Source organism: Pseudarthrobacter quantipunctorum (assembly GCF_045291495.1).
Classification (GTDB): domain Bacteria; phylum Actinomycetota; class Actinomycetes; order Actinomycetales; family Micrococcaceae; genus Arthrobacter; species Arthrobacter quantipunctorum.
In genome coordinates this window covers 3,356,285-3,381,362 of sequence record NZ_CP148033.1, presented here as the reverse complement: position 1 = coordinate 3,381,362, position 25,078 = coordinate 3,356,285, and the positions used below count along the sequence as shown (strand labels likewise).

The 25,078-nt window shown below is 66.1% G+C and carries 19 protein-coding genes and 2 tRNA genes; 10 read left to right on the top strand and 11 right to left on the bottom strand.

Annotation, left to right across the window (positions count from 1 at the left end; translation table 11 throughout):
* Positions 1-113 precede the first annotated feature (113 nt).
* From WHH00_RS15295 to WHH00_RS15285, 3 genes are read right to left on the bottom strand one after another with little or no spacing between them, the layout of a single operon-like run.
* The gene (locus WHH00_RS15295) at positions 114-563 is read right to left on the bottom strand and encodes an RrF2 family transcriptional regulator (protein WP_406634080.1); all 450 of its coding nucleotides are present in this window, start codon (positions 561-563) and stop codon (positions 114-116) included.
* A gap of 14 nt (positions 564-577) precedes the next feature.
* The gene (locus WHH00_RS15290; RefSeq protein ID WP_231457798.1) at positions 578-1,081 is read right to left on the bottom strand and encodes a hypothetical protein; all 504 of its coding nucleotides are present in this window, start codon (positions 1,079-1,081) and stop codon (positions 578-580) included.
* Positions 1,082-1,087: 6 nt separating this feature from the next.
* Complete coding sequence (locus tag WHH00_RS15285; protein WP_406634077.1) at positions 1,088-2,506, bottom strand: phosphomannomutase/phosphoglucomutase; 1,419 nt, start codon at positions 2,504-2,506, stop codon at positions 1,088-1,090.
* A 164-nt stretch (positions 2,507-2,670) separates the two neighbouring features.
* Between WHH00_RS15285 and WHH00_RS15280 the strand changes: the two genes are divergently transcribed.
* Positions 2,671-4,923, top strand: a complete 2,253-nt coding sequence (locus tag WHH00_RS15280) for a RecQ family ATP-dependent DNA helicase (RefSeq protein ID WP_406634075.1) — start codon at positions 2,671-2,673, stop codon at positions 4,921-4,923.
* Between the two features lie 191 nt (positions 4,924-5,114).
* Here the strand turns inward: WHH00_RS15280 and WHH00_RS15275 are convergent, their stop codons facing one another.
* The 4 genes from WHH00_RS15275 to WHH00_RS15260 form a co-directional block, all read right to left on the bottom strand.
* On the bottom strand, positions 5,115-6,545 hold the full coding sequence (locus tag WHH00_RS15275; RefSeq protein WP_406634073.1) for an MFS transporter: 1,431 nt from the start codon (positions 6,543-6,545) through the stop codon (positions 5,115-5,117).
* Between the two features lie 163 nt (positions 6,546-6,708).
* Positions 6,709-6,796 (bottom strand) — tRNA-Ser (locus tag WHH00_RS15270).
* A 114-nt stretch (positions 6,797-6,910) separates the two neighbouring features.
* Positions 6,911-7,435, bottom strand: coding sequence for an N-acetyltransferase family protein (locus WHH00_RS15265; protein WP_406634071.1), 525 nt, complete (start codon positions 7,433-7,435; stop codon positions 6,911-6,913).
* Positions 7,436-7,437: 2 nt separating this feature from the next.
* Complete coding sequence (locus WHH00_RS15260) at positions 7,438-9,675, bottom strand: prolyl oligopeptidase family protein (RefSeq protein ID WP_406634069.1); 2,238 nt, start codon at positions 9,673-9,675, stop codon at positions 7,438-7,440.
* Between the two features lie 65 nt (positions 9,676-9,740).
* Between WHH00_RS15260 and WHH00_RS15255 the strand changes: the two genes are divergently transcribed.
* Entirely contained in the window at positions 9,741-11,681 is a 1,941-nt protein-coding gene (locus WHH00_RS15255; RefSeq protein WP_406634067.1) for an FAD/NAD(P)-binding protein, read from the top strand.
* A 139-nt stretch (positions 11,682-11,820) separates the two neighbouring features.
* On the opposite strand, the gene WHH00_RS15250 is transcribed toward WHH00_RS15255, so the two are convergent.
* Positions 11,821-16,344, bottom strand: coding sequence for an ExeM/NucH family extracellular endonuclease (locus tag WHH00_RS15250; RefSeq protein WP_406634065.1), 4,524 nt, complete (start codon positions 16,342-16,344; stop codon positions 11,821-11,823).
* 453 nt (positions 16,345-16,797) lie between these two features.
* Positions 16,798-16,885 (bottom strand) — tRNA-Ser (locus WHH00_RS15245).
* A gap of 107 nt (positions 16,886-16,992) precedes the next feature.
* On the opposite strand from WHH00_RS15245, the gene WHH00_RS15240 reads away from it, so the two are divergent.
* The 8 genes from WHH00_RS15240 to WHH00_RS15205 all read left to right on the top strand — a co-directional run bounded on the left by WHH00_RS15240 (position 16,993) and on the right by WHH00_RS15205 (position 23,768).
* Positions 16,993-17,976, top strand: coding sequence for an NAD(P)H-quinone oxidoreductase (locus WHH00_RS15240; RefSeq protein ID WP_406634063.1), 984 nt, complete (start codon positions 16,993-16,995; stop codon positions 17,974-17,976).
* A gap of 44 nt (positions 17,977-18,020) precedes the next feature.
* Positions 18,021-18,554 carry a PadR family transcriptional regulator gene (locus WHH00_RS15235; RefSeq protein ID WP_406634061.1) on the top strand — a complete coding sequence of 178 codons (534 nt, stop codon included), beginning with the start codon at positions 18,021-18,023 and terminating at the stop codon, positions 18,552-18,554.
* A gap of 92 nt (positions 18,555-18,646) precedes the next feature.
* On the top strand, positions 18,647-18,931 hold the full coding sequence (locus WHH00_RS15230; RefSeq protein WP_066273802.1) for a DUF1540 domain-containing protein: 285 nt from the start codon (positions 18,647-18,649) through the stop codon (positions 18,929-18,931).
* Positions 18,932-19,159: 228 nt separating this feature from the next.
* On the top strand, positions 19,160-21,460 hold the full coding sequence (locus WHH00_RS15225) for a carbon starvation CstA family protein (RefSeq protein WP_406634059.1): 2,301 nt from the start codon (positions 19,160-19,162) through the stop codon (positions 21,458-21,460).
* Positions 21,460-21,663 (top strand): YbdD/YjiX family protein, encoded by a 204-nt coding sequence (locus WHH00_RS15220; protein ID WP_231457563.1) that lies wholly within the window; start codon positions 21,460-21,462, stop codon positions 21,661-21,663. The genes WHH00_RS15225 and WHH00_RS15220 overlap by 1 nt, the downstream gene beginning before the upstream one ends.
* Before the next feature lie 78 nt (positions 21,664-21,741).
* Positions 21,742-22,374 carry a bacterial proteasome activator family protein gene (locus tag WHH00_RS15215; protein WP_406634056.1) on the top strand — a complete coding sequence of 211 codons (633 nt, stop codon included), beginning with the start codon at positions 21,742-21,744 and terminating at the stop codon, positions 22,372-22,374.
* Between the two features lie 8 nt (positions 22,375-22,382).
* Positions 22,383-22,859, top strand: coding sequence for a hypothetical protein (locus WHH00_RS15210; protein ID WP_406634054.1), 477 nt, complete (start codon positions 22,383-22,385; stop codon positions 22,857-22,859).
* Between the two features lie 63 nt (positions 22,860-22,922).
* A complete protein-coding gene (locus tag WHH00_RS15205) occupies positions 22,923-23,768 on the top strand; it encodes an aldo/keto reductase (RefSeq protein WP_406634052.1) in 846 nt (281 codons plus the stop codon).
* A gap of 95 nt (positions 23,769-23,863) precedes the next feature.
* Here WHH00_RS15205 and WHH00_RS15200 read toward each other — a convergent pair whose 3' ends face one another.
* Together WHH00_RS15200 and WHH00_RS15195 are read right to left on the bottom strand one after the other, a co-directional pair.
* Entirely contained in the window at positions 23,864-24,049 is a 186-nt protein-coding gene (locus WHH00_RS15200; protein ID WP_406634050.1) for a hypothetical protein, read from the bottom strand.
* Between the two features lie 38 nt (positions 24,050-24,087).
* Positions 24,088-25,056: a hypothetical protein gene (locus tag WHH00_RS15195; protein WP_406634048.1), complete on the bottom strand. Its 969-nt coding sequence runs from the start codon at positions 25,054-25,056 to the stop codon at positions 24,088-24,090.
* Positions 25,057-25,078 lie beyond the last annotated feature (22 nt).

Below are 25,078 nucleotides of genomic sequence, written 5' to 3'. Positions count from 1 at the left end.
GTTTTCTTACCTCAAGTTCTACAGCGTGTAGAAAATTGATGCAAATCGTGTTGTAACAGGAGTTCCTGAAGGTGTCGCGCCGCGGGAGCAGGTCCCGCAAAATGTCCCCCGAGTCAGAGGCCTGGGCGCAGCCCGATCATGTGGAAGACCGGGGCCATTTGGCGGGAACCCGGCAGGTCCGCGATGACGACTGAATCGAGTTCCCGGTAGAAGGCTTCGCGGGCGCGGGCCAGTGCAGCGCGGAGCCTGCATTCGTTGATCAGCGGGCAGTTGCCGCCAGGAGCCACGCAGTCCGCCGGATCTGTCCGGGTATCGAGCTGGCGCAGGACCTGCCCCACGGTGGCAACGCGGCCGGCATGGCTGAGCCGGGAACCGCCTGTCCGGCCGCGGACCACCTCAATCAGTCCCAGGCTGCGCAGTTTCGTCATTGCTTTGCTGACGTGGTTGTAGGGAGTCCCTACCGAGTCGGCAATGCTCTGTGTTGTCAGCAACGCACCGCCGGGTGCCGCCGCCAGCACCATCAGCGCCCGGAGACTCACATCGGCAAAAGCGTTGATCTTCATGGGGAGCCGCCGGTCTAGTCCACCCAGATGGCGGGTTCACTGGCATCGGCCGCCAGATCACCAAATTCCCACGTCTGCGTCCCGGCATTGGCCGAGTAGGGCAACACGGCTGCGAAGACGGAGCCGTCGCGGTGCTCAGCCGCCACGTGGATGGCGTCCGAGTCCTCCTCAACCAGCAGGATGTCGCACACAACCGCGGCGGCCCGGAAGTCCTCCCGGTTCTGCCGCAGCAGGGCGGTGAGATCACTGATCATGGCTTCGGCGTCGAAGTCCCCGTCCGAACCTTCATCGGCATCCGCCGGGGAGACCGCCACCAGCCGCACCTCGCCGTCGTTCTGTACGGTCAAGGCGAAGGGCAGGAAACCGCCGTTGCGCTGGAGCTGCTCCTGGGCTGCGCTGACGCCTGTGCCCAGGAGGTTCTCCAGGTCGGTTGCGGTGGCGTCGGGCACCGAGTCACGCCAGGACTGCTGCTGGCCGGAACCCTGTTCTTCGGTGGCGGGCCCCGTGCTTTCCGTCATACTGACCTACGCCCGGACAAGCGCCAGGACCCGGTCCCGGATGCGTTCCATGGTGGCTCGGTCAGTGGCTTCCGCGTTGAGCCGGAGGAAGGGCTCGGTGTTGGACGGCCGCAGGTTGAACCAGTAGCTGCCGTCGTTGGCCGTGAACGTGCTGCCGTCCAGGGTGTCGATGGTGACGTCTTCGCTGGCGAAATCTGTGCGGACACGTTCCACAGCAGCGGGCTTGTCATCCACTTCGGAGTTGATTTCGCCGGAGCTGACGTAGGGCTCGTATTCCCGGCCCAGCTCGGATAGGGGGCCGTCCTGTTCGCCCAGGGCGGCCAGGACGTGCATGGCCGCCAGCATTCCTGTGTCCGCGTTCCAGAAGTCGCGGAAGTAGAAGTGGGCCGAGTGTTCCCCGCCGAAGACCGCGCCTTCCTCGGCCATGACGGCCTTGATGAAGGAATGGCCCACGCGGGTACGGACGGCCCGGCCGCCGTCGTGCTCTACGAGCTCTGACACGGCGCGGGAGGTGAGGAGGTTGTGGATGATCGTGGGGGTCTCTTCACCCTGTGCCTTTGCGCGGGCAATCTCGCGGCGCGCCACCATGCCGGTAATGGCCGACGGCGAAACGGGGTTGCCCTTCTCGTCCACCACGAAGCAGCGGTCGGCATCGCCATCGAAGGCAAGGCCGATGTCTGCGCCGTGCTCCACCACTGCCGCCTGCAGGTCGCGGAGGTTTTCCGGCTCCAGCGGGTTGGCGGGGTGGTTGGGGAAGGATCCGTCCAGCTCGAAGTACAGGGGAATGATGTCCAGGGGAAGCTTGGGGAGCAGGGTGTCACCCAGCACTGCTGGCGTGGTGAGGCCAGCCATGCCGTTGCCCGCGTCCACCACTACTTTCAGCGGACGGGAGCCGGAAAGGTCAACCAGTTTACGGAGATACTCGGAGTAGTCCTTGAGTACGTCCCTGACGCCGATCTGCCCGCGCTTTTCGGCAGCCGGCATGGAGCCCGCATTGAGGTACTGCTCGGCCAGCGCCTGGATGTCCTTGAGCCCCGACTCGGAGGAGATGGGCACTGCGCCGGCTTTCGACATCTTGATGCCGTTGTAGCCGGCGGGGTTGTGGCTGGCGGTAAAGGTGGCGCCGGCACGGTCCAGGTAACCGCACGCAAAGTAGAGCTCATCGGTGGAGATCAGGTCCAGCAGCTCAACGTTGGCGCCGCGGGTGGCCGCGCCGTTGGCGAAAGCCTTGCTGAAGTCGGGGGAGGAGGGGCGCATGTCGCCGCCCACCAGGATGGTCTGGCCTTCGAGTTTGAGGACGTCCACGAAAGCGGCCCCCACGGCTTCGACGATTTCGGCGGTAATGGACTCGCCTACGATGCCCCGGACGTCGTACGCCTTGAAGGATGCCGAAAGGTCAAAAGCCGTTGTCTGTTCGCTAGTCACGGGCTTTATCTTACGGTGAAGCCGGAGCTCGGCAATTGAGGGAGGGCTATGTTTGTGGATAAACACATCCGCAGAGCCTGAGGCTGATGGCCTGCCGACGTCGAAATCCACATAACGGCCGCAGCGCGTTCCCGGGTGTCGGACGTGGCTGGGATACTGAATCAATGGTCGATAACCAGCACGCCACCGCTCTTTCTGAAACCGCATTTTCTGAACCAGCACTTTCTGAACCAGCACTTTCTGAAACCGCCGTCTCTGACCCTGCAACTACTGAGGTGCCTCCCTCCACGGCCACGCACGCGCAGGCCCTCGAGGTCCTTCGCGAACTGGTCGGCAACCCGGCGGCCGGCTTCCACGAGGGCCAGTTTGAAGCAATCGAGGCATTGGTCGACGGCGGCCGGCGGGCCTTGGTTGTCCAGCGCACCGGCTGGGGAAAATCGGCAGTATATTTCGTGGCTTCCCTGCTGTTACGCCGCAGGGGCGCTGGCCCAACCCTCATCGTTTCGCCGCTCCTGGCCCTGATGCGGGACCAGGTGGCTGCCGCCGCCCGTGCCGGGGTGCGCGCAGTGGCCATTAACTCCGCCAACCAGTTGGAGTGGGACAGCGTCCGCGAACAGCTGGCCGCTGACCAGGTGGACGTCCTGCTGGTGTCTCCGGAACGGTTGACCAACCCTTCCTTCCGTGAAAACCAACTGCCGGAGCTGATCCGCCGGACCGGCCTGCTGGTGATTGACGAGGCCCACTGCATTTCCGACTGGGGCCACGACTTCCGCCCGGACTACCGCAGGATTGCGGACCTGATCACCCAATTGCCGGACACGGTCCCGGTGCTCGCCACCACCGCCACGGCCAACTCACGGGTTGTGCACGACATCGAAGAGCAACTGGGGGCCGGCGTCCTGACCATTCGCGGTGCACTTGGCCGGGATTCATTGAGGCTGGGCGTGCTGTCCCTTCCCGACGCCAAGCAACGCCTGGGCTGGCTGCTTACCCACCTGGCTGACCTTCCAGGCAGCGGGATCATCTACACGCTGACGGTGTCCGCAGCAGAGGACACTGCCCGGCTGCTGGCCGAGGCCGGCCACGAAGTGCTTGCCTATACGGGCCGCACCGACCCCGCCGACAGGGAGCGGGCAGAACAGCTCCTCAAGGACAACCAGGTAAAGGCCCTGGTGGCCACCTCGGCACTGGGCATGGGGTTCGATAAACCTGATCTGGGTTTTGTGGTCCACCTGGGCGCGCCATCCTCCCCTGTTGCGTACTACCAGCAGGTGGGGCGGGCAGGCCGTGGGGCAGCCAACGCCGATGTCCTGCTGCTTCCCGGCCCGGAGGACCGCGACATCTGGCAGTACTTCGCCACAGCCTCCATGCCCTCTGAAGAGAAGGCCGCGGCCGTCCTTACCGCCCTGGCAGAAGCCGGCACTGCACTTTCCACAGTTGCCCTGGAAGCACGGGTTGACCTTCGCCGCACTCCGCTGGAACTGCTGCTGAAAGTCCTTTCGGTGGACGGTGCGGTGGAACGTGTGGGCGGTGGCTGGCGGTCCACCGGCCAGTCCTGGATTTATGATGCCGAGCGGTACCAGCGCATTTCCGAGGCCCGCGTGGACGAGCAGGACTCCATGGTGATTTACCAGGACACGGCCGGGTGCCGGATGGAATACATCACCTCGGTCCTGGACGACGAGACCGCGCACGCCTGTGGCCGGTGCGACAACTGCGCCGGGCAGTGGTTCCGGGCAGATATTGCTGAACAAGCCACGGCCGCGGCCAGCCAGACCCTCAGCAGGGCAGGCGGGCCGCTGGAGGCGCGGCTGCAATGGCCCAGCGGAATGGACCGTCTGGGAGTTCCCGTGAAGGGAAAGCTTAAACCGGGCGAAGGGCTGGCCGAGGGACGCGTCCTGGCGAGGCTGACCGATCTTGGCTGGGGCGGCGCACTGCGCGAGCTGTTCGCGGCCGGCGCGGCGGACCGGGCGGTTGATCCAGGCATGCTGCAGGCGTGCGTCCAGGTCCTGCGCGAGTGGGGCGCCGGAGACTCGCGCAACCCCGGCTGGAGCGGTGTGGGGCGCCCTGCCGCCATCGTCAGCGTCCCCTCGCGCGGCAAGCCGGAGCTGGTGGGTTCCCTTGCCAAGGGCATTTCCGAGATTGGGCGCATCCCGTACCTGGGCGAGCTGCAGCTGGCCCATGGGGGGCCCACCGGAGGCCGGGGCGGCAATAGCGCCTACCGCCTCGCTGGTGTGTGGGACCGCCTCGTGGTGGGGCCCGAACTTGGGGAGGCACTGGGCTCCCTGCAGGGCGGCAGCGTGATGCTGATAGACGACATCGTGGACAGCAGGTGGACGCTCACGGTTGCTGGCCGGGCCCTTCGCCAAGCCGGTGCGGGAGCTGTCCTTCCCCTGGTCCTGGCGCAGGCCGGCTGACGGGAGCTCGGCTGACGGGGCTCGGCTGACGGGGCTGGCTGGGGACAGGGTGGATAGCGCCAGGCCGCCTAAGCTCAGGGGCGCGACCTTAAGCCGGGCCTCAAGCCCTGAGACTAAGCCGCCCGACCTCAAGCGCCGGCTTCAAGCATGCGGACGGCAAAACCGAATAAACACCCCGGCTCATGGCTGCTTCAGGCCGGCTGGGTTTTGCGCTGGCTGACCTCCGCCCCGGCATGCCGGGGCAGGAACAGGCTGTCCGCGGTGCTCGCCAGCATCAGCACCGCCATGGCGAGGAATGCCCCGCGGAAGGGGCCGGCGGCGTCGGGAAAGCTGCCGAGCCCATCGAACAGCCGGATGAGCAGGGCACCCACGGCGATGCCGGCAGCAGCGGCGAGCTGGACCAGGGTTGCTGATACTACGTTGGCCGAGGTGAGCTGCGCAGGGGCGATGTCCGCATACTGGACGGAGGCGTAGGCAGAGAAACCGATGGAGCGGAAAGCCCCGCTGCAGACCAGCAGTGCGAAGGTCAGCGGCTCGGGAGTGTCCGCGGTCAGCAAGGCACAGAGGGCGAAGGTGGCTGCGGAGGCCAATGAGGCAAACACGAGCATCGCCTTGAAGCCAAAGCGCCGGATCAGGGGTGTTGTAGCCGGTTTGATGCCGATGTTGCCGATGAAGACCGCAGCCACCATGGCGCCGGCATGCAGCGGGGACCAGCCGAACCCGGCCTGGAACATCAACGGGAGCAGGAACGGGACGGAGCTGATGGTCAGCCGGTAGGCGAACCCGCCGGTGGCCATTGCCCGGAACGTGCGGGCGCTGAACACCCCAAGGTCAAAAAGCGGCGTGCGGGCCCGGCGCATCCAGAGCACCGCACTGGCCAGGGCAACCGCACCGGATCCGGCACTCAGGGCAGCCCAGGGAGTGTCCGGGTGGGTGCTGGCCAGTTCCAGGCCCACCACCAGTGCCCCCACGCCGAGAGTGGTGAGGGCCAGCCCCGGCCAATCCAGCCGCCGCCCGCCGTCGCCCGCTTCTGCAGGCACCAGCCGCAGTGCAGCCAGGAAGGCGGCCGCACCCAGGGGAAGGTTGATCAGGAAAATCCAGTGCCAGGACAGGTACGTAGTCAGCGCACCGCCAACCAGTGGAGCCAGGCCGGGTGCAAGCAGCCCGGGCCATACCAGGAACGCTGTGGCGCGCAGCAGGTCGGCCTTGGGCGTCCCGCGAAGGACCACGAGGGTTCCGACGGGAACCATCATCGCGCCGCCGAACCCCTGGGCGATCCTGCTAAGGGTAAGCGCGGTGAGGTCCTGGCTGAGCGAACACGCGAGTGACGCGGCCGTGAAGATAGCGATGGCAAGGCAAAAGACCCGGCGGGCGCCGAACCGTTCTGCAAGCCAGCCACTGAGCGGAATGCCCATGGCAACGGTGAGCAGGTAGGCCGTCATGGTGATGTTGACGTCCGGGGCCGGCACCCGGAAGTCGGCAGCGATATTGGGGATAGCCGTGGTCAGGACGGTGCCGTCGAGGAACTCCATAAAGAAGGTGGCGGCCACCAGGAGGGCCAGGCGCGGACTCCATGCCTGCGCGGCCCCGGGCGTCCCATCCGCGGTGTTGCTTGCTGCCATCCGTTCATCCTGCCACCGGCAGAACATGCAGGGCGCCCGGTGTCCGTACCCCGGACGAACCAGGAGGGAAATCCCCGGAACGCAAGAGCCCGGAAACAAAAAGCCCGGGAACAAAAAGCCCGGGAACGCAAGAAGGCCCCGGTCCAGGACCGGGGCCAAAACGCGGAGACGGGGGGATTTGAACCCCCGGTGGAGTTGTGCCCCACACTTCATTAGCAGTGAAGCCCATTCGGCCGCTCTGGCACGTCTCCAATTGCTATTCCTAGCCCACCAAGGATACGCAGAACGGGCCATGCAGTGCAAAACGGGCCACCGGCACTGCTCACAGGGCTTAGCGGTTCCCCGCCGCCGGCGTCCTGCCTGCCTTACTGCCGGGCCTGCCCGCCGCGGACCATCCTGATTTCGCGGAGGTGTTCCCAGTCCGGGATCGTGTCCGCCGCCCCGTCGGGTTCGAAGCCGAAGTGCCGGTAGAAGCCAATGGCCTGCCCGTTGTCCGCTGCCACCCACAGGCTCGCCGCGCTGATGCCCAGGGCGGCTTCGAGGAGGCGGCGTCCCAGGCCCAGCCCCTGGTGTGAGGCCAGCAGGTACAGTCCCCAAAGTTCCAGGTCTCCGGCCGACGGCGGCGGGGCAGCATGCGTTGCATCCCCGGCAGGCACGCGGCGGACGCCCGCAAATCCAACCAGGGTGCCGCCGTCGCACGCCACCCACACAACGGCCGGTTCGGCCGACTCCAGCAGGTGCCGCCAGAGAGGCAGCCGGTCGGCCGGGACCCGGGAGGCGAGAAACGCGTCGGACAGCATCCCGCGGTAGGTCTCCTGCCAGCAGCGGACGTGGATCTCCGCCAGCCGTTCAACGTCAGCAGGCTCCGCCCGCCGCAGGTCCAGGCCCACCGCTACCCCACACCGCCTGCCAGGGCTTTCCACAGGAAGTGCTGGCTCCGTGCCTGGAGGGCGGCTGCCTGCCGGTTGTCTGACGCCCCGGCGTGCCCTCCCTCCAAAGCTTCGTGGAACCAGACGTTTGGAATGCCCATGGCCAGCATCCGCGCGGCCATCTTGCGGGCCTGGACGGGACCAACCCGGTCATCGGAGGATGCGGTCCAGATGAACGTTTCCGGGTATTCCACTCCATCCTTGAGCAGGTGGTAGGGGGAGAAGGTCCTGATGTATTCCCACTGCTCCGGGACGTCCGGATCGCCGTACTCGGCAATCCAGGAGTGGCCGGCGGACAGCCTCGTGTAGCGGCGCATGTCCAGCAGCGGCACACCGCAGGACACGGCACCGAACAGCTCCGGGTACCGGGTGAGCATGTTGCCCACCAGCAGCCCGCCGTTGGATCCGCCCACGCAGCCCAGCCGTTCGCGGGAGGTGACGCCGCGGGACATGAGGTCCCGGGCAACGGCGGCGAAGTCCTGGTAGGCCTTGTGCCGGTTCTCCTGCAGCGCCGCGCGGTGCCAGGCCGGCCCGTACTCGCCTCCGCCGCGGATGTTCGCCACCACGTAGACCCCGCCGCGGGAATGGGGAGCATCTCCGTCGGCGCCGGCCGGCATCGAGGTCCGGCGCTCCAGCCATGCCCTGCCTACTGTGCCGCTGTAGGCCGGCGTGCGGGACACCTCGAACCCGCCGTAACCGGAAAGCTGCGTGGGATTCTGCCCGTCCAGCGGCAGGTTCCGTGGGGCCACCTGGAAGTAGGGGACTCGGGTTCCGTCATCGGATACGGCGAAATGCTGCTGCACTTCATAGTCGCCGTCAGCAAAGAACGACGGCGATGCCTTCACCTCGGCGTGCCGGCTCACCACGTCGTTTGTCCCGTCAGTGGTCCGTTTCAGGGTGCCCCGCATCAGCGTGGTGGGAGTGGTGAACCCGGTGGCGACGAGCCAGAAGTCGTCACCCGCGCCGCCGTCGGACGCTGCCTCGTCCTCATCGTCCACCGCATAGGCGTTCACGTCATGCAGCGGCGGGCAGGCATCAAGAAGGGTGGAGGCCCAGGCGCCTCCCGCCCCGTCCGCGGGGCGGGAAGGATCAAGGACCCGGATTTCGGACGAAACATCCTTTAGGAGGTTGAGCAGCAGGAAGTTCCGGGTCCAGCTCCAGGACTGCAGTGACGTGCGGGCGTCCGGGGTAAACAGCACCGCCAGGCCCCGTGCGCCGGCCAGGTAGTCCTCGAACCCGCAGGCAAGCAGTGAGCCGGCCGGATAGGTGTTTCCGTCAACCACCCAGTCCTGCTGCGGCCGGAACAGGAGCCATTCCCGGTGCGCGCTGACGTTTACGTCGGTGGGCACGTCGATCTGCACCCACTCTCCGTCCCGCAGCACCAGGTTCTTCCGGTTGAAGAAGTCGATGTAGTCAACGGCGAAGGTCCGTTCGTATCCGGGAGTGGAGTCGTGCGCCACCACTGCCATCATGTGCTGCTCGGGGACCTCAAACAGCAGGGGCGCACCCGCCAGCGGGGCGCCGCGCTTCAGCGTGACCGCCGTCCGGGCGTAGGAAGAAGCGGTCTTCGGCAGCCCCTCCGCGGTGGAGGCTACCAGCAGCGTGTCCGCGTCCAGCCACGAAACGTTGCCCTTCGCCGTCGGCAGGTCAAAACCGCCCTGGGCCGGGTCCACGAACGTCCGGCTCTCCACGTCGAACTCCCGGTACCGGTTCGCATCGCCGCCGTCGGGAGAGAGCGCCAGCAGGGCCAGCCGGTAAGGCTCGCCGGCATTGGGACGGAGGAAGGTTGCGCCGTGGAACACCCACTCCTGGCCCTCCGCTGCAGCCAGCTCATCGACGTCGAGCAGCACGTCCCACTCGGGGGAATCCGTGCAGTAGCTCTCCCAGGTAGTGCGCCGCCACAGGCCCTTGGGGTTGTGGCGGTCCTTCCAGAAGTTGTAGTACCAGTCCCCGCGCTTGCCCACCATGGCGATCCGGTCCGTGGAGTCCAGCACCTCCAGGATGCTTCCTTCCAGGTAGGCGTAATCCGCGTCCTCCAGCAAATCTTCGGTGCGGGAGTTTTGCTCCTTGACCCAGGCAAGCTGCTCTTCGCCGTAGATCTCCTCCAGCCAGACATTCTCGTCGACGGGCTCGGGCGCAGCGCCGGAGGTGGCCTGGCCGGAACCGGGGACGGACGCTGAATCAGCTGCAGTGGTGGTCATTGGGCCATCCAAACAACTTAGCTGCCGGCGGGCAAGTCACGCGTTCAGCCCGTACGCTGGATGCCGTGGAAAAAACGCAGAGCATCCGGACCGCCATCATCGGTTCGGGTCCCCGGGGCACCAGCGTTCTGGAACGTTTGCTCGCCAACACCGCCGCGCTCGCCGAAACCGGCACCGAGCCGGCGCGGCTCCACATCGACGTCATCGATCCTTACCCGGCAGGGCCCGGGCACGTGTGGCAGCCGCAGCAGTCACGGCTGTACCTGATGAACACGCAGTCCTTCTACCCCACGCTGGTGCCTCAGGACCCTGCCCTGGCCGCGCCCATCGCCGGGACCACTTTCGACCAGTGGCGGGTGCGGCAGCAGGCACACCCGTCGCCGTCCCTCACCGCCGATGAGCGGGCTGAACTGGCCGTCCTCGAATCCAGCGACTTCCCCAGCCGGGCCCTCTACGGCCGCTACCTCCGCTGCACACTGGACGAGCTGACGGAACAGGCACCCGACGGCGTCACCATCGAATTTCACGAAACGTCCGCGGAGTCGGTGCGTCCGGCAGCGGACGGAATGTACGACGTCGGCCTGGCAAGTGGCGCCACGCTCCACACCAACGCCGTGGTGCTTGCCCTGGGGCACGTCCCGTCGCGGCTCAACCCGGAGCAGCGGGAGCTGCAGGGCGCGGCTGTGCAGCTCGGCCTGCGGTACCTGCCGCCGGCTGTGCCGGCCGACGTCGACTGGACCGCCATTCCCGCCGGTGAGCCCGTGCTGGTCCGCGGCATGGGCCTGAACTTTTTCGATGCCATGGGACAGCTCACCGAGGGCCGCGGGGGGAAGTTCGTCAGCAACGGCGGGAAGCTGACATACGAACCATCCGGCCAGGAGCCGCTGATCATTGCCGCCTCACGGCGCGGGACCCCCTACCGGGCCAAAGCGGCGCTCGCCGGCTACTACCCGTCGTCGGTCACCCTTAGGTATCTCACCGAAGCTGCCCTGGAGCGCTTCCGCGCCGCCGGGATCCGGCCGGGTTTCGACCACGACCTCTGGCCGCTGCTGCACCGCGACACGCTCTGGGCGTACTACTCAACCCTGGTGCGCTCGCAGCTTGGGGCGGTCCCTGATGCCGCTGCTTTCCTCGCTGCGCTTGAAGAGGCGCTGCACCCGCATGCCCACAGCGCTGCCAGGTGGGAGGACAGTGTTGAGAGCGTCCTGGCCGTGCATGTGGGCCCGCGCCACCGGCTGGACCTGCCCGGGCTGGCAGCCCCGCTGGCCGGGCGCTCCTTCGCGTCCCGCGCCCAGCTGGACGCCGCCGTCGTCGAATACCTGCTCGACGATGCCCGCCGCTCAGCCCTGGGCGAGGATGATCCGGTGAAGATGGCCATCGGCGCCCTGCACCGCGGCCGGGCTGTCCTGAAAACAGCAGTGGCCGACGGCGGCATCACCGACGAATCATGGGTCGCCGGACTGCGTGGCTGGTTCGAGTCCTTTGTGGAAGGGCTGGCCAGCGGGCCGCCGGCGCTCCGCTCGGAGCAGCTCGCTGCGCTCGCAACCGCCGGAATTGTCAGTTTCGTAGGGCCCGACCCCAAATTCGGCGTCGACCGCAGGAACGCCATGTTCACTGCCACGTCCCCCTGGGTGGACGGGCCGCCCATGACGGCAAAGACCATGGTGGAGGCGCTCGCCCCCGGCAACAGGGTGTCCGCGACTGATTCACCCGTGCTTGAACAGCTGCTCGCGGACGGGCTCGCCAGGCCCCGGCTGATGATGACGGCGGAGGGCGCACCCGTTCAGTCCACGGGCCTGGATGTTGTGCCCCACCCCTACCGGCCGGTGGCGGCCAACGGGTCGGTGACCGGGAACCTTTACGTGCTGGGCCTGCAGCTCTCGTCCTCGCAGTGGGGAACAGCCATCGCCGCTGAAGCCGTGCAGCCCGGACAGCCTGCCTACCGGAGCGGCCAGCGGACGCTCCGGGACGCCGACGAGATCGCCCGGGCCATCCTCGGACTGTAGCTGCCCCGGACGCTCTCTCACTTGATGTGCTTAAAGCCCAGATGCTCTCTCACACGTGAGAGAGCATCTGGGGAAATGGCGCCTTAAGTGAGAGAGCGTCAGTGGTTTTTTGGACCTTTCACACTTCGAGGCGGGGGCGTCAGCCGCGCAGGCAGGCCCGGTAGGCGGCCATGGCCTGGCCGTAATTCAGCTGGCCGGCCAGGTCCGCAGGCCGTGAAGGCTTGACCGGTTTGGTGCAAACCGGTCCAGCAGGCTCGGTGGCTGCCACTTTGACCTCTACCGTGACCTTGGTACCCGATTCCGCAGCGGTGAGGACCAGTGTTCCCGGCCCGGCAGCGGCACTTGAGGGGACGGCCAGGTTCACTGTTGCGGAACCGGCCGTGACGGGCACGGACCCTAGCTCGGTCACAACACCGGCGGTGTCCGTAAACACTGCCGAGAGGGTCTTGTTGACCGGGCTGCCCAGGGAGGTCAGGTCCAGCTTGGAGACCGAGAGGCTGACCGGTTCGCCGGGCTTGACCTCACTGGCGGTGGTGTTCGTCACGGCCACCGATCGCCGGGCGAAATCGGGCGAGACCGGGCTGCTGTCCTGCAGGTAGCCGATCCACGCGTCACGGTCGACCAGCCCCGAGTCCTTGGTGTTGGCACCTTCGGTGAAAACGCGGAAGTTGTCGCCCCCGGTTGCCAGGAAGCTGAATGTGCCCACCCGGTAGGACCTGGCCGGATCAAGCGCAGCCCCGTTCACACGGACGGAGGTGATGCGGTCACCGGCCGGCCGGGCGGCGTCGTACGTGTAGTTCACGTTCTTGGACAGGCCCAGCTGGATGTAGGCGCGGCTGGGAACCGTGCCGTCCGCGTTGGTCTGCCATTGCTGCTCCAGCAGCGTCTTGAACTGTGCACCGGTCAGGGACGTGGTCCACAGGTTGTTGACGAACGGAAGCACCGCATTGGCTTCGGCGTAGGTAATGGTGCCGTCCGGGGCGAAGTACAGCTCGTTCCGCAAGCCGCCGGCATTGACCACACCGATTTCGGCGCCGCCCAGTTCGGCGGGCTGCAACGAGTTGAGCAGCGAGTCCGCCACCAGGTTGCCCAGCGTGGATTCGCTGCTGCGGTCATCACGTTTTGCCACTCCGGCGGCGTCCGTGGTGAATGCTGTGGTGATGTCCGCCGTGACGGCACCAACAGGCTGGTTGCCGACGACGGCGGCATCCGCGAGTGCCCTCTTCACGATCGCGTCGACGGCGGCCACACGCGGGTAGGCGGTAACCAGGTCTGCGGCAGGATCTGTGGTGCGCTTCACATTTCCGGCCTTGTACGCGGTAACCTGCTTGGTGGCGGTGTCCACGGTGAGCTGGACCTGGCCCACGTTCTCGCCGTAGTTGCCTGTCTGGACAATCGGCCGGGTCTTGCCCTCCGCGCCGGGAACCGGTGCGTCCCAGGCGTACTCCTTGTGGGTGTGCCCGGTGAAGATGGCGTCAACGTCCGGGGACGTTTCGGTGACCAGCTTCGCGAACGGGCCGCCGGCTGCCACTTCCTCCTCCAGGGTGGAGCCTTCCACCGTTCCCGAACCGGCGCCGTCGTGGTTTTCCACGATGATGACGTCGGCCAGGTTCTCCGCGGTGATCCGTGCGGCCGCCCGGTTGATGGCGTCCACGGGATCACCAAACTCAAGGTCGGCAATCCCGGCGGGGGTCACCAGGGAAGGAACTTCCTGCGTGACCGTGCCGATGACGGCCACCTTGATGCCGTTCATGTCCAAAACGGTGAACTCTGGCAGGGCCGGCTCGGTGGTGCCCTTCTTGTACACGTTCGCACCCAGGTAGGGGAACCTGGCGTTGGTGCCGCCGGCGATGACGCGGTCCTGCAGGTCCGCCCAGCCGCCGTCGAACTCGTGGTTGCCGACGGCCGAGGCCCGAAGCTCCAAGGCGTTCAGCACATCGATGGTGGGCTGGTCCTTGGCAACCGCGGAGGCAAACAGCGACGCGCCGATGTTGTCTCCGGCTGAGAGGAAGGCGGTGGAACTGGGTGCGGCCGCCGCACGTAGTTTCTCGATGGTGCCTGCGAACAGGACCGTGTTGGTGTCGATCCTGCCGTGGAAGTCGTTGATGCCCAGGAAGTTCAGGTCAACGGTGGCGGGAGCGGACTGCAGGTCCAGGCCGACCACCACGGGATCGTGGTCGCTGGCGCGGAACTGGTCCGGTGCGTAGTAGTTGGTGACGTTGTTGTTGTAGCGGCTGTATTCCAGGGCTACAGACTCAACCGAGTTGATGTTCCAGATGTCAGCGCCAGTGACCACCGCATTGGCGGCAGGTGAGGCCAGGATGTGGTCCAGCGAGCCCACCATGCCGCCGAAGAGGTAGGAGTGCTTGGCGGTGCCGTCGGCGTTGCGGGCTTTCTCGTCCTGGTTGACGTAGCCCTCTGCCGTGAAGACGTTGATGGGGTCTTCCTTGGCGTAGGCGTTGAAGTCGCCGATCAGGAACACCTTGTCCGTGCCCTTTGACTGCTGCAGGGACTTGGTGAACTCGAGAAGGGACTTCGCCTGGGCCGTGCGTGCGAGGTTTGATGCGCCCTGCCCCTGGTCCGTGTCCTCGGGGGTGGCCGCCGAGCCTTTGGATTTGAAGTGGTTTGCGATGGCAATGAACTCTGTGCCCGCACCGCCACCCACGGGCTTGAAAACCTGGGCCAGCGGCTTGCGGGCGTTGGAGAACGCCACGGTGTCGTTGTGGATGATGGACTCACCCACAGGCTCTGCAGCTGCCTTTTTGTAGATGAACGCGGTGCGGATCATGTCCTCGTCGCTCAGCGGCGGCGCGTTGGCAGGGGACCTGACGTAATCCCAGATGCCCGGCGTTTCGATGTTCAGGGCGTCCACCAGCTTGGCCAGGGCGTCGTCCCGGTCCTTGCCGAACTGTGCTGAGTTTTCGATCTCCATCAGTGAGACAACATCGGCGCCGGCCTTGGAGATGGCCGAGACAATCTTGTCCTGCTGCCGTTCGAAGTTCTCGGCGTTGGCGGCGCCGCGGGCGTCGCAGCCGCCGCGGACCGTGATCGGGTTCCCGGCCCGGTCCTCGTAGTAGGTGCAGCCCGTGAGCTGGTCACCTGTGGTGGGGAAGTAGTTGAGCACGTTGAAGGAGGCGATCTTGAGGTTGCCTCCTACTGCGGCAGGAGCGTCGGTGCGCGTGGCCCCGAACGACGCCGGCTGGACGGTGCCCTTGTTGCCTTCCGTCAGGTGGGTCAGCGGCTGGAGCTTCCAGGCGTTGTTTCCGTAGCCGAGCACCACGTTGGTGCTGAAGGTGGCGGGCGAGCCCACCCGTACCGGGTCAGCCGTGGTCAGGTAGGGAAGGACCTGGGCTTTGGCCGCGGCGTCGCGAAGGAAGTTGGTGCTGGAGCCGTCGTCCAGCTTGATCCCGCGGGCGGCGTTGTCCGCCACCGTTGCGGTGTATTCGGCTGAGCCGTAGGGGGCGACGGCGGTCGGCTGGACCAGCGGCGTCGTTCCGCCGGCGAGGCCGATCTCGCCGTACTGGTTCAGGGTGTAGTTGTCCGTGACAGTCAGCGGGCCCTGGGGTGCCAGGAGCATTCCTTCCAGGGATTCGCGGAAGGTTTCGCCTGCGGGCAGCGTGAACGGCGTGGCCTTGACCTCGGGCGCGGCGTCGGCCAGCTTGGTCAGTCCGGCCGCTGCGGTGACGTTCAGCTGCGTCATCCCGTAGTACTCCGCTACGGCACCGGTCACCTGCACGTGGTCTCCGGCCTGGACCGATGCCACGGTGGCGGGGGAGTAGACGAAGATTCCGTCCGAGGCGGTGTGGTTCGTTGCCGTCAGGTCGCCGCCGGTTCCCGGTGTCTGCAGGTAGTAGCCGTTGAGGCCGCCGGTGGGGAAGACCGCTGTGACCCTACCGGCGGTGGTCACTGTTGATCCGGTGAGGGGGCTTTGCGCGCCCGTGCCCTGAATCTCGGCGATGGACCGGACTGACGGCGCGGGGCCCGGATCCGGGGCGGTGCTGCCGCCCGGGGTTGGGCTGATGGTTGTGCTGAGGCTGAAGTCCGCCGCGTTGCTGTTGCTGTCCGCGCCCCCGCTGCGGTTCAGGCTCCTCACGTCGCCCGCACCCGCCACGCCCGCAGCTACTGCAGTTTCGAAGGTGTTGGAGGAGCCGTAGCCCAGCAGGTCCGCCACGCCCGCGGGCTCCACCTGGGAGCCGGTGGACAGCGCGACGGCGGTGGGCTGCTTTGCGAGCACGATGGTGCCGGAGGTGCCGCTGAAATTCAGGCTTCCTGCTACGAGGTCCGGCGTGGGGAGGTCGGCGCCGTTGGTTCCGTTGCTGGCACCCTGGATCAGGTAATGCCCCTTTGCCGCGATGGTGCCGGAAAGGGGTGCCACGGAGGTAGGGGCTGCCGTTCCGGCTGCGGAACGGTACTGGACTGACCAGCCGTCAAGCGACACCGGGGCGTCCGAGGAGTTGTAAAGCTCCAGGAACCGGTTCTTGTAGGCGGCGCCCGTGCTGCCGCCGCTGAGGTAGGCCTCGTTGATCACAACGGGGGAGGTTCCTGCCGCGGCTGAGACCTCTGCGGCTTTATTGTCCGCAACTGCGGGAAATGCTGCCAGGGGAGCCAGAAGCCCCGCCGACAACGCTGTACCCAGCGCTAGTTTCCAAGGTGTGTGATGCATCCGCTCGTACTTTCATAAGGGTGTCCCGGTGGGGGACCCGATGGAAGGTGTCCGGGTTGTACCGACGGACAGGGGCCCGGATCCTGCTCCTGGTCAAGTGGTATCCGGCACATCACAACAGCGCTGAATGAACGCAGGGTTGATAGCGCGTGCATTCGGCGGGACGCTCCCCAGCGGAACGGGCCACCTCCCGGCCGGGAGCCCCAGTAGCCCCGGTTCCGGTGATGCTGTTGGCGGAATGTGGTGGCCGGCATCTACCCCAGTGTGCCGACTATCACAAAGGATACCGGCCAGTAGCTTTGGTGGAAGGGTGCTGGACAAATTTGTCAGAACAATTTACCCGGGGGCACTGGTTTCCCTCGCGGCTGCCATTCCGGACCGGCTGCGGCCTGCCGCGGCTTAAACGAAGGACCCCTGTCCGCCAGCATGCTGGCGGACAGGGGTCCTATTTCGCGGAAGGTAAGAGATTCGAACTCTTGGTACGGGGTTACCGCACACTAGTTTTCAAGACTAGCTCCTTCGGCCGCTCGGACAACCTTCCTCAACAAGTAGTGTTTCATAGGCACTTGCCTGCAACAAAACAGAGTCCGGAAGGTGTCCGGTGCACACTGGTTGCACGCAGTATTCAGTCAGAAACGGGAGTGTTCCATGAAAGCCGTCTACATTTCAGAGCCGGGCGGCCCGGAAGTGTTGGAGGTCCGCGAGGTTGAGGCCCCGGTACCCGGTACCGGAGAGGTGCTGATCGACGTCGTGGCGGCCGGCCTCAACCGGGCGGACGTGCAGCAGCGCAGGGGTTTCTACCCGCCGCCGCCAGGAGCCTCGGACATTCCGGGGCTTGAGGTATCCGGCCGGATCGCGGGGTTCGGCCCCGGCGTCACGAGGGCGTTTTCCCTCGGTGACAAAGTGGTGGCGCTGCTGGCCGGGGGCGGCTATGCCCAACAGGTGGCTGTCCCCGCCGAGCAGGTCCTCCGGGTGCCCGACGGCGTCGACCTGGTCACCGCGGCAGCGCTTCCCGAAGTTGCCGCCACCGTCTACTCCAACCTGGTCATGACCGCCCAGCTGCAGGAGGGGGAGACCGTCCTGATCCATGGGGCCACAGGCGGGATCGGCACCATGGCCATCCAGCTGGCCAAGGCGCTCGGCGCCAGGGTTGCCACCACTGCCGGGTCTGATGAAAAAGTGAGCACGGCGAAGGCCTTCCTGGGTGCGGACATAGCGATCAACTACGCAGAGGAAGATTTTCCCGAGAGCCTTCGCCGCCAAAACGGAGGCAAGGGCGCGGACGTCATCCTCGACGTTGTCGGCGCCAAATACCTCAAGCAGAACGTGGACGCGCTCGCTGACTATGGACGCCTGGTGGTGATCGGACTGCAGGGCGGCACCAAGGGTGAGCTCGATCTGGGGCAGCTGCTTCAAAAGCGGGCTGCTGTGGTGGCCACAGCCCTGCGCCCGCGGCCCGTGGAGGAGAAAGGCGCCATTATGTCCGCCGTCCGCGACGCCGTATGGCCGATGGTCAGCGACGGAAGGGTCCGGCCGCTGGTGGCAAAGACATTCCCGCTCGACCAGGTGCGCGCTGCCCACCGGTACTTCGACACCGGCGACCACGTCGGCAAGATCCTCTTGGTCATGTAACCGCTCCGCCCGCAGACCGTTGCCCGCCGAGCACAAGGAACAGCATGTCCATCCGCCATAGCCTCCTCGCCCTGCTGCAGGACCAGCCCCGCTACGGCTACCAGCTGCGGGCCGAGTTTGAGGCGCGCACCGGCGCTACCTGGCCGCTGAATATCGGACAGGTGTACACCACCCTGGACAGGCTGGAACGCGACGCCCTGGTGGCCCGGGACGGCGACGACGGGAACGGCCACGTGGTGTACAGCATCACGGCGGCCGGCAGGGCGAAGATCCGGGAGTGGTTCGCGGCGCCGGTGGAGCGGAACAACCCGCCGCGCAATGAGCTGGCCATCAAGCTGGCACTCGCCGTCACCGTGCCCGGCGTCGACGTCCAGGGCATTATCCAGGGCCAGCGGATGGCCTCCGTCCGCGCCCTGCAGGACTACACCAAAGCCCGCCGGGACACGGCTTCAAACCAGCGGGCCGTTGATACGGCGTGGCTTTTGGTCCTGGACTCCCTGATTTTCCAGACTGAGGCGGAGGTCCGTTGGCTTGATCTGTGCGAGGCAAGGATGATCCAGCAGGCACAGGGGAAATAGGCAACACAATTGGGTCTTTTTGAACGCGGAGGACAGGTTTACCGTGGGGTGCAGGAGCCGCCCGGCCGGGCGGTGGAACTTGGAGGAAGCTCATGACAACCCACGTGGCCGACTGCAGCGTAACGAACTGTTCCTTTAACGATCACACCAACTGCAATGCTGCCGCCATCACGGTTGGCGGCGCGGAAAACCACGCGCACTGCGCCACCTTCATCGACACCGGTATGCACGGCGGACTGCCGAAAGTCCTTGCCGACGTCGGAGCCTGCCAGCGCTCCGAATGCGTCCACAACGACCACCTGATGTGCAAGGCGGCCGAGGTGCATGTCGGCCCCGGTGCTGACAACGCTGACTGCCTTACCTACTCGCACGCCTAAGGAGCAGTTTTACGCTTTCCCCACGAGCCAAGGCCTCCGCCCGAATTGTTCGGACGGAGGCCTTCTCTGCGTTGGTCCGGCCGGGACGACCATCTGATCCGTCGTTCGTCGCCGCGTCCCGTCCGCTCACCGCACGTTTCCGCGCCACCTGGCAGAACGCCCCTGGAACAGGGCTGCGGGTTGGTAGGGTGCGTCACAGCAGAAGCGAAACAATCTCAAGGAGGAGACATGGCCGAAACGCCTGATCAACGGAGGAATGCATCCGGGGAAAGGGGCGTGGTGGCCACCGACCCGGCCCTGCCCCCGACAGCCATCGATGAGGAGGTCCGCGAGGCAGAAGACCGGAAATGGACGCCGGCGAAGATCGCGCTGTGGGCCGGCATCGCCCTGCTGGGCGGCCTGGCGTGGTTCATGCTGGCCATCATCCGCGGCGAGACCGTCAACGCCATCTGGTTCGTGTTTGCCTCGGTGTGCACCTACCTCATCGGCTACCGCTTCTATTCAAAGGTCATCGAGCGCTATATCACCCGGCCTGACGACCGCCGTGCCACCCCCGCAGAGTACAAGGCCGATGGCAAGGACTACGTCAGGACTGACCGCAACGTCCTGTTCGGCCACCACTTCGCCGCCATCGCCGGCGCCGGACCGCTGGTGGGTCCAGTCATCGCGGCCCAAATGGGCTACCTGCCCGGCACTATCTGGATCATTATCGGCGTCGTTCTTGCCGGTGCCGTCCAGGACTACCTGGTGATGTTCTTCTCCATGCGGCGCGGCGGCAGGTCCCTGGGACAAATGGCCCGCGAGGAGCTTGGCGTGATCGGCGGCACTGCTGCCCTCATCGCCACCTTGCTGATCATGGTGATCATCGTCGCCATCCTGGCCCTCGTCGTCGTCAATGCCCTGGGTGAAAGCCCGTGGGGTGTCTTCTCCGTAGGCATGACCATCCCCATCGCCCTGTTCATGGGCGTCTACCTCCGCTACCTGCGGCCCGGCAAGGTCATGGAAGTGTCGCTGATCGGCTTCGTCCTCCTGATGGCGGCCATCGTCGGCGGCGGCATCGTGGCCGAAACCCCGTGGGGCGCCGATATCTTCAGCCTGGACAAGGTCACCATCGCGTGGGGGCTCATCGTCTACGGCTTCATCGCCGCCATCCTGCCCGTTTGGCTGCTCCTGGCACCCAGGGACTACCTGTCAACATTCATGAAGATCGGCGTGATCGTGATGCTGGCGCTGGCCATCATCGTGGTCCGACCGGAAATCACCGTTCCCGCCTTCAGCGAATTCGCCAGCAGGGACAACGGGCCAGTGTTCCCCGGGGCCCTGTTCCCGTTCCTGTTCGTTACCATCGCCTGCGGTGCCCTCTCCGGCTTCCACGCACTGATCTCGTCCGGCACCACCCCGAAGCTCGTGGAAAAGGAACGCCAGACCCGTTTCATTGGCTACGGCGGCATGCTGATGGAGTCATTCGTGGCCATCATGGCACTGGTGGCCGCCATCTCAATCGACCGCGGCCTGTACTTCGCCATGAACTCGCCGGCCGCGCTGACCGGCGGGACGGTGGAAACAGCAGCCACCTGGGTAAACAGCCTGGGCCTGGCCGGAGTTAACATCACCCCCGAGTTCCTGTCCCAGACGGCAGCCAATGTGGGTGAGGAAAGCATCGTTTCCCGCACCGGTGGCGCTCCCACCCTTGCCGTTGGCCTCGCGCACATCATGCAGCAGTTCATCGGCGGCACCGCCATGATGGCGTTCTGGTACCACTTCGCCATCATGTTCGAGGCCCTCTTCATCCTCACCGCTGTGGATGCCGGCACACGAGTTGCCCGCTTCATGCTGCAGGACTCGATCGGCAACTTTGTCCCCAAGTTCAAGGAGCACTCCTGGCGTCCCGGGGCCTGGCTCTGCACCGCCATCATGGTGGGAGCGTGGGGCGCGGTGCTGCTGATGGGCGTCACGGACCCGCTGGGCGGCATCAACACACTGTTCCCGTTGTTCGGCATCGCCAACCAGTTGCTGGCCGCAATCGCCCTGTCCGTGTGCCTGGCCATCGTGGCAAAGCGCGGCACGTTCAAGTACCTCTGGATTGTTGCCCTGCCGCTGGCGTTCGCCGCCGTGGTGACCATCACCGCGAGCTACCAGAAAATCTTCTCGTCCACCCCCGCGGTGGGCTACTTCGCCAACAACGCGGCCTTCAGCAAGGCCCTCGCTGACGGGAAGACGGAGTTCGGCACAGCTAAATCCGTGGCGGCCATGGAGGCCGTTGTTCGGAACACGGCCATCCAGGGCTGGCTCTCCGTGATCTTCGTGGTGCTCAGCATCATAGTGATTGCGACGGCGTTGCTCGCCACGGTCAAGGCCTTCCGCAACCGCGCGGACGGCACCGCCGTCAAGGACAATGAGGACCCGGCCCTTCCGTCCAGGGTCTTCGCCCCTGCCGGGCTTATCCCCACACCCGCCGAACGCGAACTGATGGCTGAGTGGGACAAGGTGCCGGCGGAGCTCAGGTTCGAAAAGGGCGGCCACCACTAATGGCGGCGCGGCTGGCTGTGCTGACGCGGGGCGTCCGCGGCGTCGCCAGGTATTTCGGCGGCGTCCTGGGCGCGGACGCGTACGCCAAGTACCTGGAGCACCACAGGGCGGCCGGGCACGGGGCGGCACCGCTCACGGAGAAGGAATTTTGGCGCGACCGGACTGACCGCCAGGACACCAATCCGCAGGGCCGGTGCTGCTGATTGAGCTTGCAGCGGACAAACCGCCAGGCAGGTTCATCCGGTGGGTCACGGGTGGATCGCTCATGAGAGTATGAACGCATGAGCGATCCACAAGACACTCAGTCAGCTGAGGACCTCCCGGTAGAAGGCACTCCCATCGACGACCGGCAGCCGCCCATGCACGCCCAGCCAGGCCCTCCGGAGGGCATGAAGCCCAAGGGGAGCAGCCTGCAGGACCTGGTGGATGAGCCGGCCAAGGTGATGCGGATCGGAACCATGATCCGGCAGCTCCTGGAGGAAGTGAAGTCGGCGCCCCTGGATGAGGCTGCGCGCGGCAGGCTGGCTGAAATCCACGAGCGCTCCATCAAAGAGCTGGAAGACGGACTGGCCCCGGAGCTCGTGGAGGAACTGGACAGGATCAGCCTTCCCTTCTCCGACGACGGCACTCCCTCGGACGCTGAACTGCGCATAGCCCAGGCCCAGCTGGTCGGGTGGCTTGAAGGCTTGTTCCACGGCATCCAGACGGCCATCGCCGCCCAGCACGCAGCCCGCGAACACGCGGCTGCGCAGATGCAGCTCCGCCAGCTTCCGCCCGGAACGATGATCGCCCCCGGCGTGGTCATTGGTGAAAACGGTGAGCCGCAGAGGGCCACCGCAGGTTCGCGCTCCGGCAATTCCGCCCGGCCCGGCCAGCGGGACGACCCGGACCACGGTCCCGGACAATACCTGTAAGGGTGCGCTTGGGCTTTTTCAGCGCCGCCAGGCAGGGGCGCAAGGATGATGCGGAACTGGGGAAGGGGCTGTGGCGCCGCGCCCACGACCGCTTCCAGCGGGGACTGGACCGCTTCCACCAGGTCCTTGAAGGTGTGGAGGACGACCAGCTTTACGGTGAACTGCTCGAGATCGCCAACGAGCTGGCGGGCCTCCTCGAAAGGGTACGGCTGGTCTGCATGGAGGCGCAGCGGCGTTCACCCAACGAAGGCCTGGATATTCCGGTTGACCTGGCCGGCGTGCACCGTGCCCTGTCCAAGGCTGGCAACTCATTGGCTACAACGGCGGAGGCAGCCGCCATGCTTCGGCTCGCCGCGGGCCCGGTCCCGGTAGGTGCGGCGTCCGTCCGGCGCCGGGCCGAGTCCGTCTTCCAGCAGGTGGCCGACGCCGAGCGCCACCTTGATGAGGAGGGCTCCGGGCAGCGGCAGGCGGATATTCCCGGTTAAGCGCCTGGCTTACTTCAGGCCAATACCCTCTTGGCGGGCTGCGGTGTTTGGCAGGATAGTCGAATGACTCTTTCACCTACACTGACGTTCAATGATGGAAACACGATTCCCCAGCTTGGCTACGGCGTGTGGCAGGTTGAGGACGACGTCGCCGAAAAGGTGGTCCGGCAGGCGTTTGAAGCAGGCTTCCGCCACATCGACACCGCCAAGATCTACGGCAACGAGGCAGGCGTGGGGCGGGCCATCGCCAGTTCCGGCCTCTCCCCGGAGCAGCTCTTCATTACCACCAAGCTCTGGAATGCTGACCAAGGCTATGAGTCCACCCTGGCAGCCTTCGAGGCGTCGATGGACAGGCTGGGACTCGAGACACTGGATCTGTACCTGATCCACTGGATGCAGCCCAAGCAGGACAAGTACCTGGACACCTGGAAGGCGCTGATCGAGCTTCAGAAGCGCGGCAGGGTCAAGTCCATCGGCGTGTCCAACTTCACCACCGAGGGCCTGCAGCGGCTCATCGACGAAACGGGCGTTGTCCCGGCCATCCACCAGATCGAACTGCACCCGTACTTCAGCCAGCGCGAACTGCGCGAGTTTGGCACTTCGAAGGGCATCCTGACCCAGGCCTGGTCGCCGCTGGGCCAGGGTGGCGAGCTGCTCGAGGATTCCACGGTGGCGTCCATTGCCGCCAAGCACGGTGCCACGCCTGCCCAGGTGGTCATCGCCTGGCACCTGGCTATCGGCAACGTGGTGATTCCCAAGTCCGTCACGGAATCCCGGATCCGGGAAAACTACGCGGCGCTTGAGGTGAACCTGGACGCAGACGACATCGAGGCCATCAATGCCCTTGACCGCTCGGCCAACGGCGAAGGCCGAATCGGCGCGGACCCGGCTGTTTCTGACTTCGCGTAGCCGCCGGACGGCGCCCACGCCAGGGCTTTAGCCGTGCACTGCCGCCCTGCCTGTTCTGTACAGGCAGGGCGCTTTGCGTTTAAGCGGGAACGGTATTAGGCGGCTGTGCGGATCTGCTCTATGGCCACGGCGTCGACGACAGCCCAGCTGTCCTCCCCGGCGCAGTGCCGGCTGGCGAAGCGCTCCGCCTCTGCCAGGGTGTCAAAGGCCTCAGCCCGTGCCCGGCCGCAGTCGGCGTCGAAGTACGTGACGTGAAATTCCTGTACCAGTTGCTTTTCCATGAATCCAGTCTGCAACCGGGGTCTGACAATTACGGGAATCAGTCCCGCGTGTTGCCCAGCCGAAGGACCCGTTCCTGGGCAAGGACTGCCGTCCGCCCGGCTTTGTCCGCTGCCCGCACCGCCTGCTTTGCCTCGGCAACGGTGGCCGCAAGCCTCTTCTTTGAGCGCTCCAGCTGCTCTTCGGCGGTCCTCAGCCGGGCACGAAGATCTGCAGTCTCCTGGAGGAGTTCCGCAATCTCAGTCCGTATGTCGTTGGCCTGGTCCTGCAGCTCCCGCGCCGCCCGGGCTGTCCCGGCCTCTGCTGCCTGCGCTTCGGTAAGGGCAGCCCGGGCCCGTTCTAGCGCGGGCGGTGACGCGGGCCGCGGAGTCTGCCGGACTGCCTCAAGCCGCGGCTTTGCTGGCTTGCGCTGTTGCGGCGCTGCCGCCGTCGTACGCGCTTGACTGCCGGCGGAGGCCGCTGGCACGGAGGCGGGAGCCGCTGCAGCGGGCGGCAGGACCGAAGGGACTGCCACGGTGCCGTCCAGGTCGACGGCGTTCACGCCGTCTGCCAGCAATGTCTTGAGCAGGCGCCCGCTCCGCACGGCCGCTGCTGCTCCCTCATCGGCTGTCAGCGCGCGAAGCGTCTCCTCAACGTCGCCTGCCATGGCATCGCTGATGGCCCGGCCATTTTCCTGGGCCACCGAACGGGCGGTCTCGACTGCGGCGGAGAGCGACGTGCGGCGCTCACGTCCCAGGTCACGGAGCGACGCAGCATCCAGCGAGGCCTGTGCCGCACGCATTCTGCCACCGAGTTCCGTCAGCTGGGCCAGGACGTCCGGCTGGTGCACGGCCAGCATGTTCACCGCCCAGGCGGCCACTGACGGCTTCGGCAGTGCCCGGACCGCTGCCGCCAGCTCCTTGTCCGACGCGGCTGCTTCCTTCGCTGCCGTGGTCCTGGCCCCCACAAAGTCGTCCAGCGGTTTGGCGTAGAGCTGGTTGGCGACCTCCGCAAGAACCTCGTCTTCCATGCTCGCCATCTTAGGCGCCGGC

Excerpts from the sequence above, each read along its gene's own strand:
- WHH00_RS15295 (WP_406634080.1), bottom strand. The coding sequence starts at position 563 with ATGAAGATCAACGCTTTTGCCGATGTGAGTCTCCGGGCGCTGATGGTG.
- WHH00_RS15290 (WP_231457798.1), bottom strand. The coding sequence starts at position 1,081 with ATGACGGAAAGCACGGGGCCCGCCACCGAAGAACAGGGTTCCGGCCAG.
- WHH00_RS15280 (WP_406634075.1), top strand. The coding sequence starts at position 2,671 with ATGGTCGATAACCAGCACGCCACCGCTCTTTCTGAAACCGCATTTTCT.
- WHH00_RS15275 (WP_406634073.1), bottom strand. The coding sequence starts at position 6,545 with ATGGCAGCAAGCAACACCGCGGATGGGACGCCCGGGGCCGCGCAGGCA.
- WHH00_RS15260 (WP_406634069.1), bottom strand. The coding sequence starts at position 9,675 with ATGACCACCACTGCAGCTGATTCAGCGTCCGTCCCCGGTTCCGGCCAG.
- WHH00_RS15250 (WP_406634065.1), bottom strand. The coding sequence starts at position 16,344 with ATGCATCACACACCTTGGAAACTAGCGCTGGGTACAGCGTTGTCGGCG.
- WHH00_RS15240 (WP_406634063.1), top strand. The coding sequence starts at position 16,993 with ATGAAAGCCGTCTACATTTCAGAGCCGGGCGGCCCGGAAGTGTTGGAG.
- WHH00_RS15235 (WP_406634061.1), top strand. The coding sequence starts at position 18,021 with ATGTCCATCCGCCATAGCCTCCTCGCCCTGCTGCAGGACCAGCCCCGC.
- WHH00_RS15230 (WP_066273802.1), top strand. The coding sequence starts at position 18,647 with ATGACAACCCACGTGGCCGACTGCAGCGTAACGAACTGTTCCTTTAAC.
- WHH00_RS15225 (WP_406634059.1), top strand. The coding sequence starts at position 19,160 with ATGGCCGAAACGCCTGATCAACGGAGGAATGCATCCGGGGAAAGGGGC.
- WHH00_RS15220 (WP_231457563.1), top strand. The coding sequence starts at position 21,460 with ATGGCGGCGCGGCTGGCTGTGCTGACGCGGGGCGTCCGCGGCGTCGCC.
- WHH00_RS15215 (WP_406634056.1), top strand. The coding sequence starts at position 21,742 with ATGAGCGATCCACAAGACACTCAGTCAGCTGAGGACCTCCCGGTAGAA.
- WHH00_RS15205 (WP_406634052.1), top strand. The coding sequence starts at position 22,923 with ATGACTCTTTCACCTACACTGACGTTCAATGATGGAAACACGATTCCC.
- WHH00_RS15200 (WP_406634050.1), bottom strand. The coding sequence starts at position 24,049 with ATGGAAAAGCAACTGGTACAGGAATTTCACGTCACGTACTTCGACGCC.
- WHH00_RS15195 (WP_406634048.1), bottom strand. The coding sequence starts at position 25,056 with ATGGAAGACGAGGTTCTTGCGGAGGTCGCCAACCAGCTCTACGCCAAA.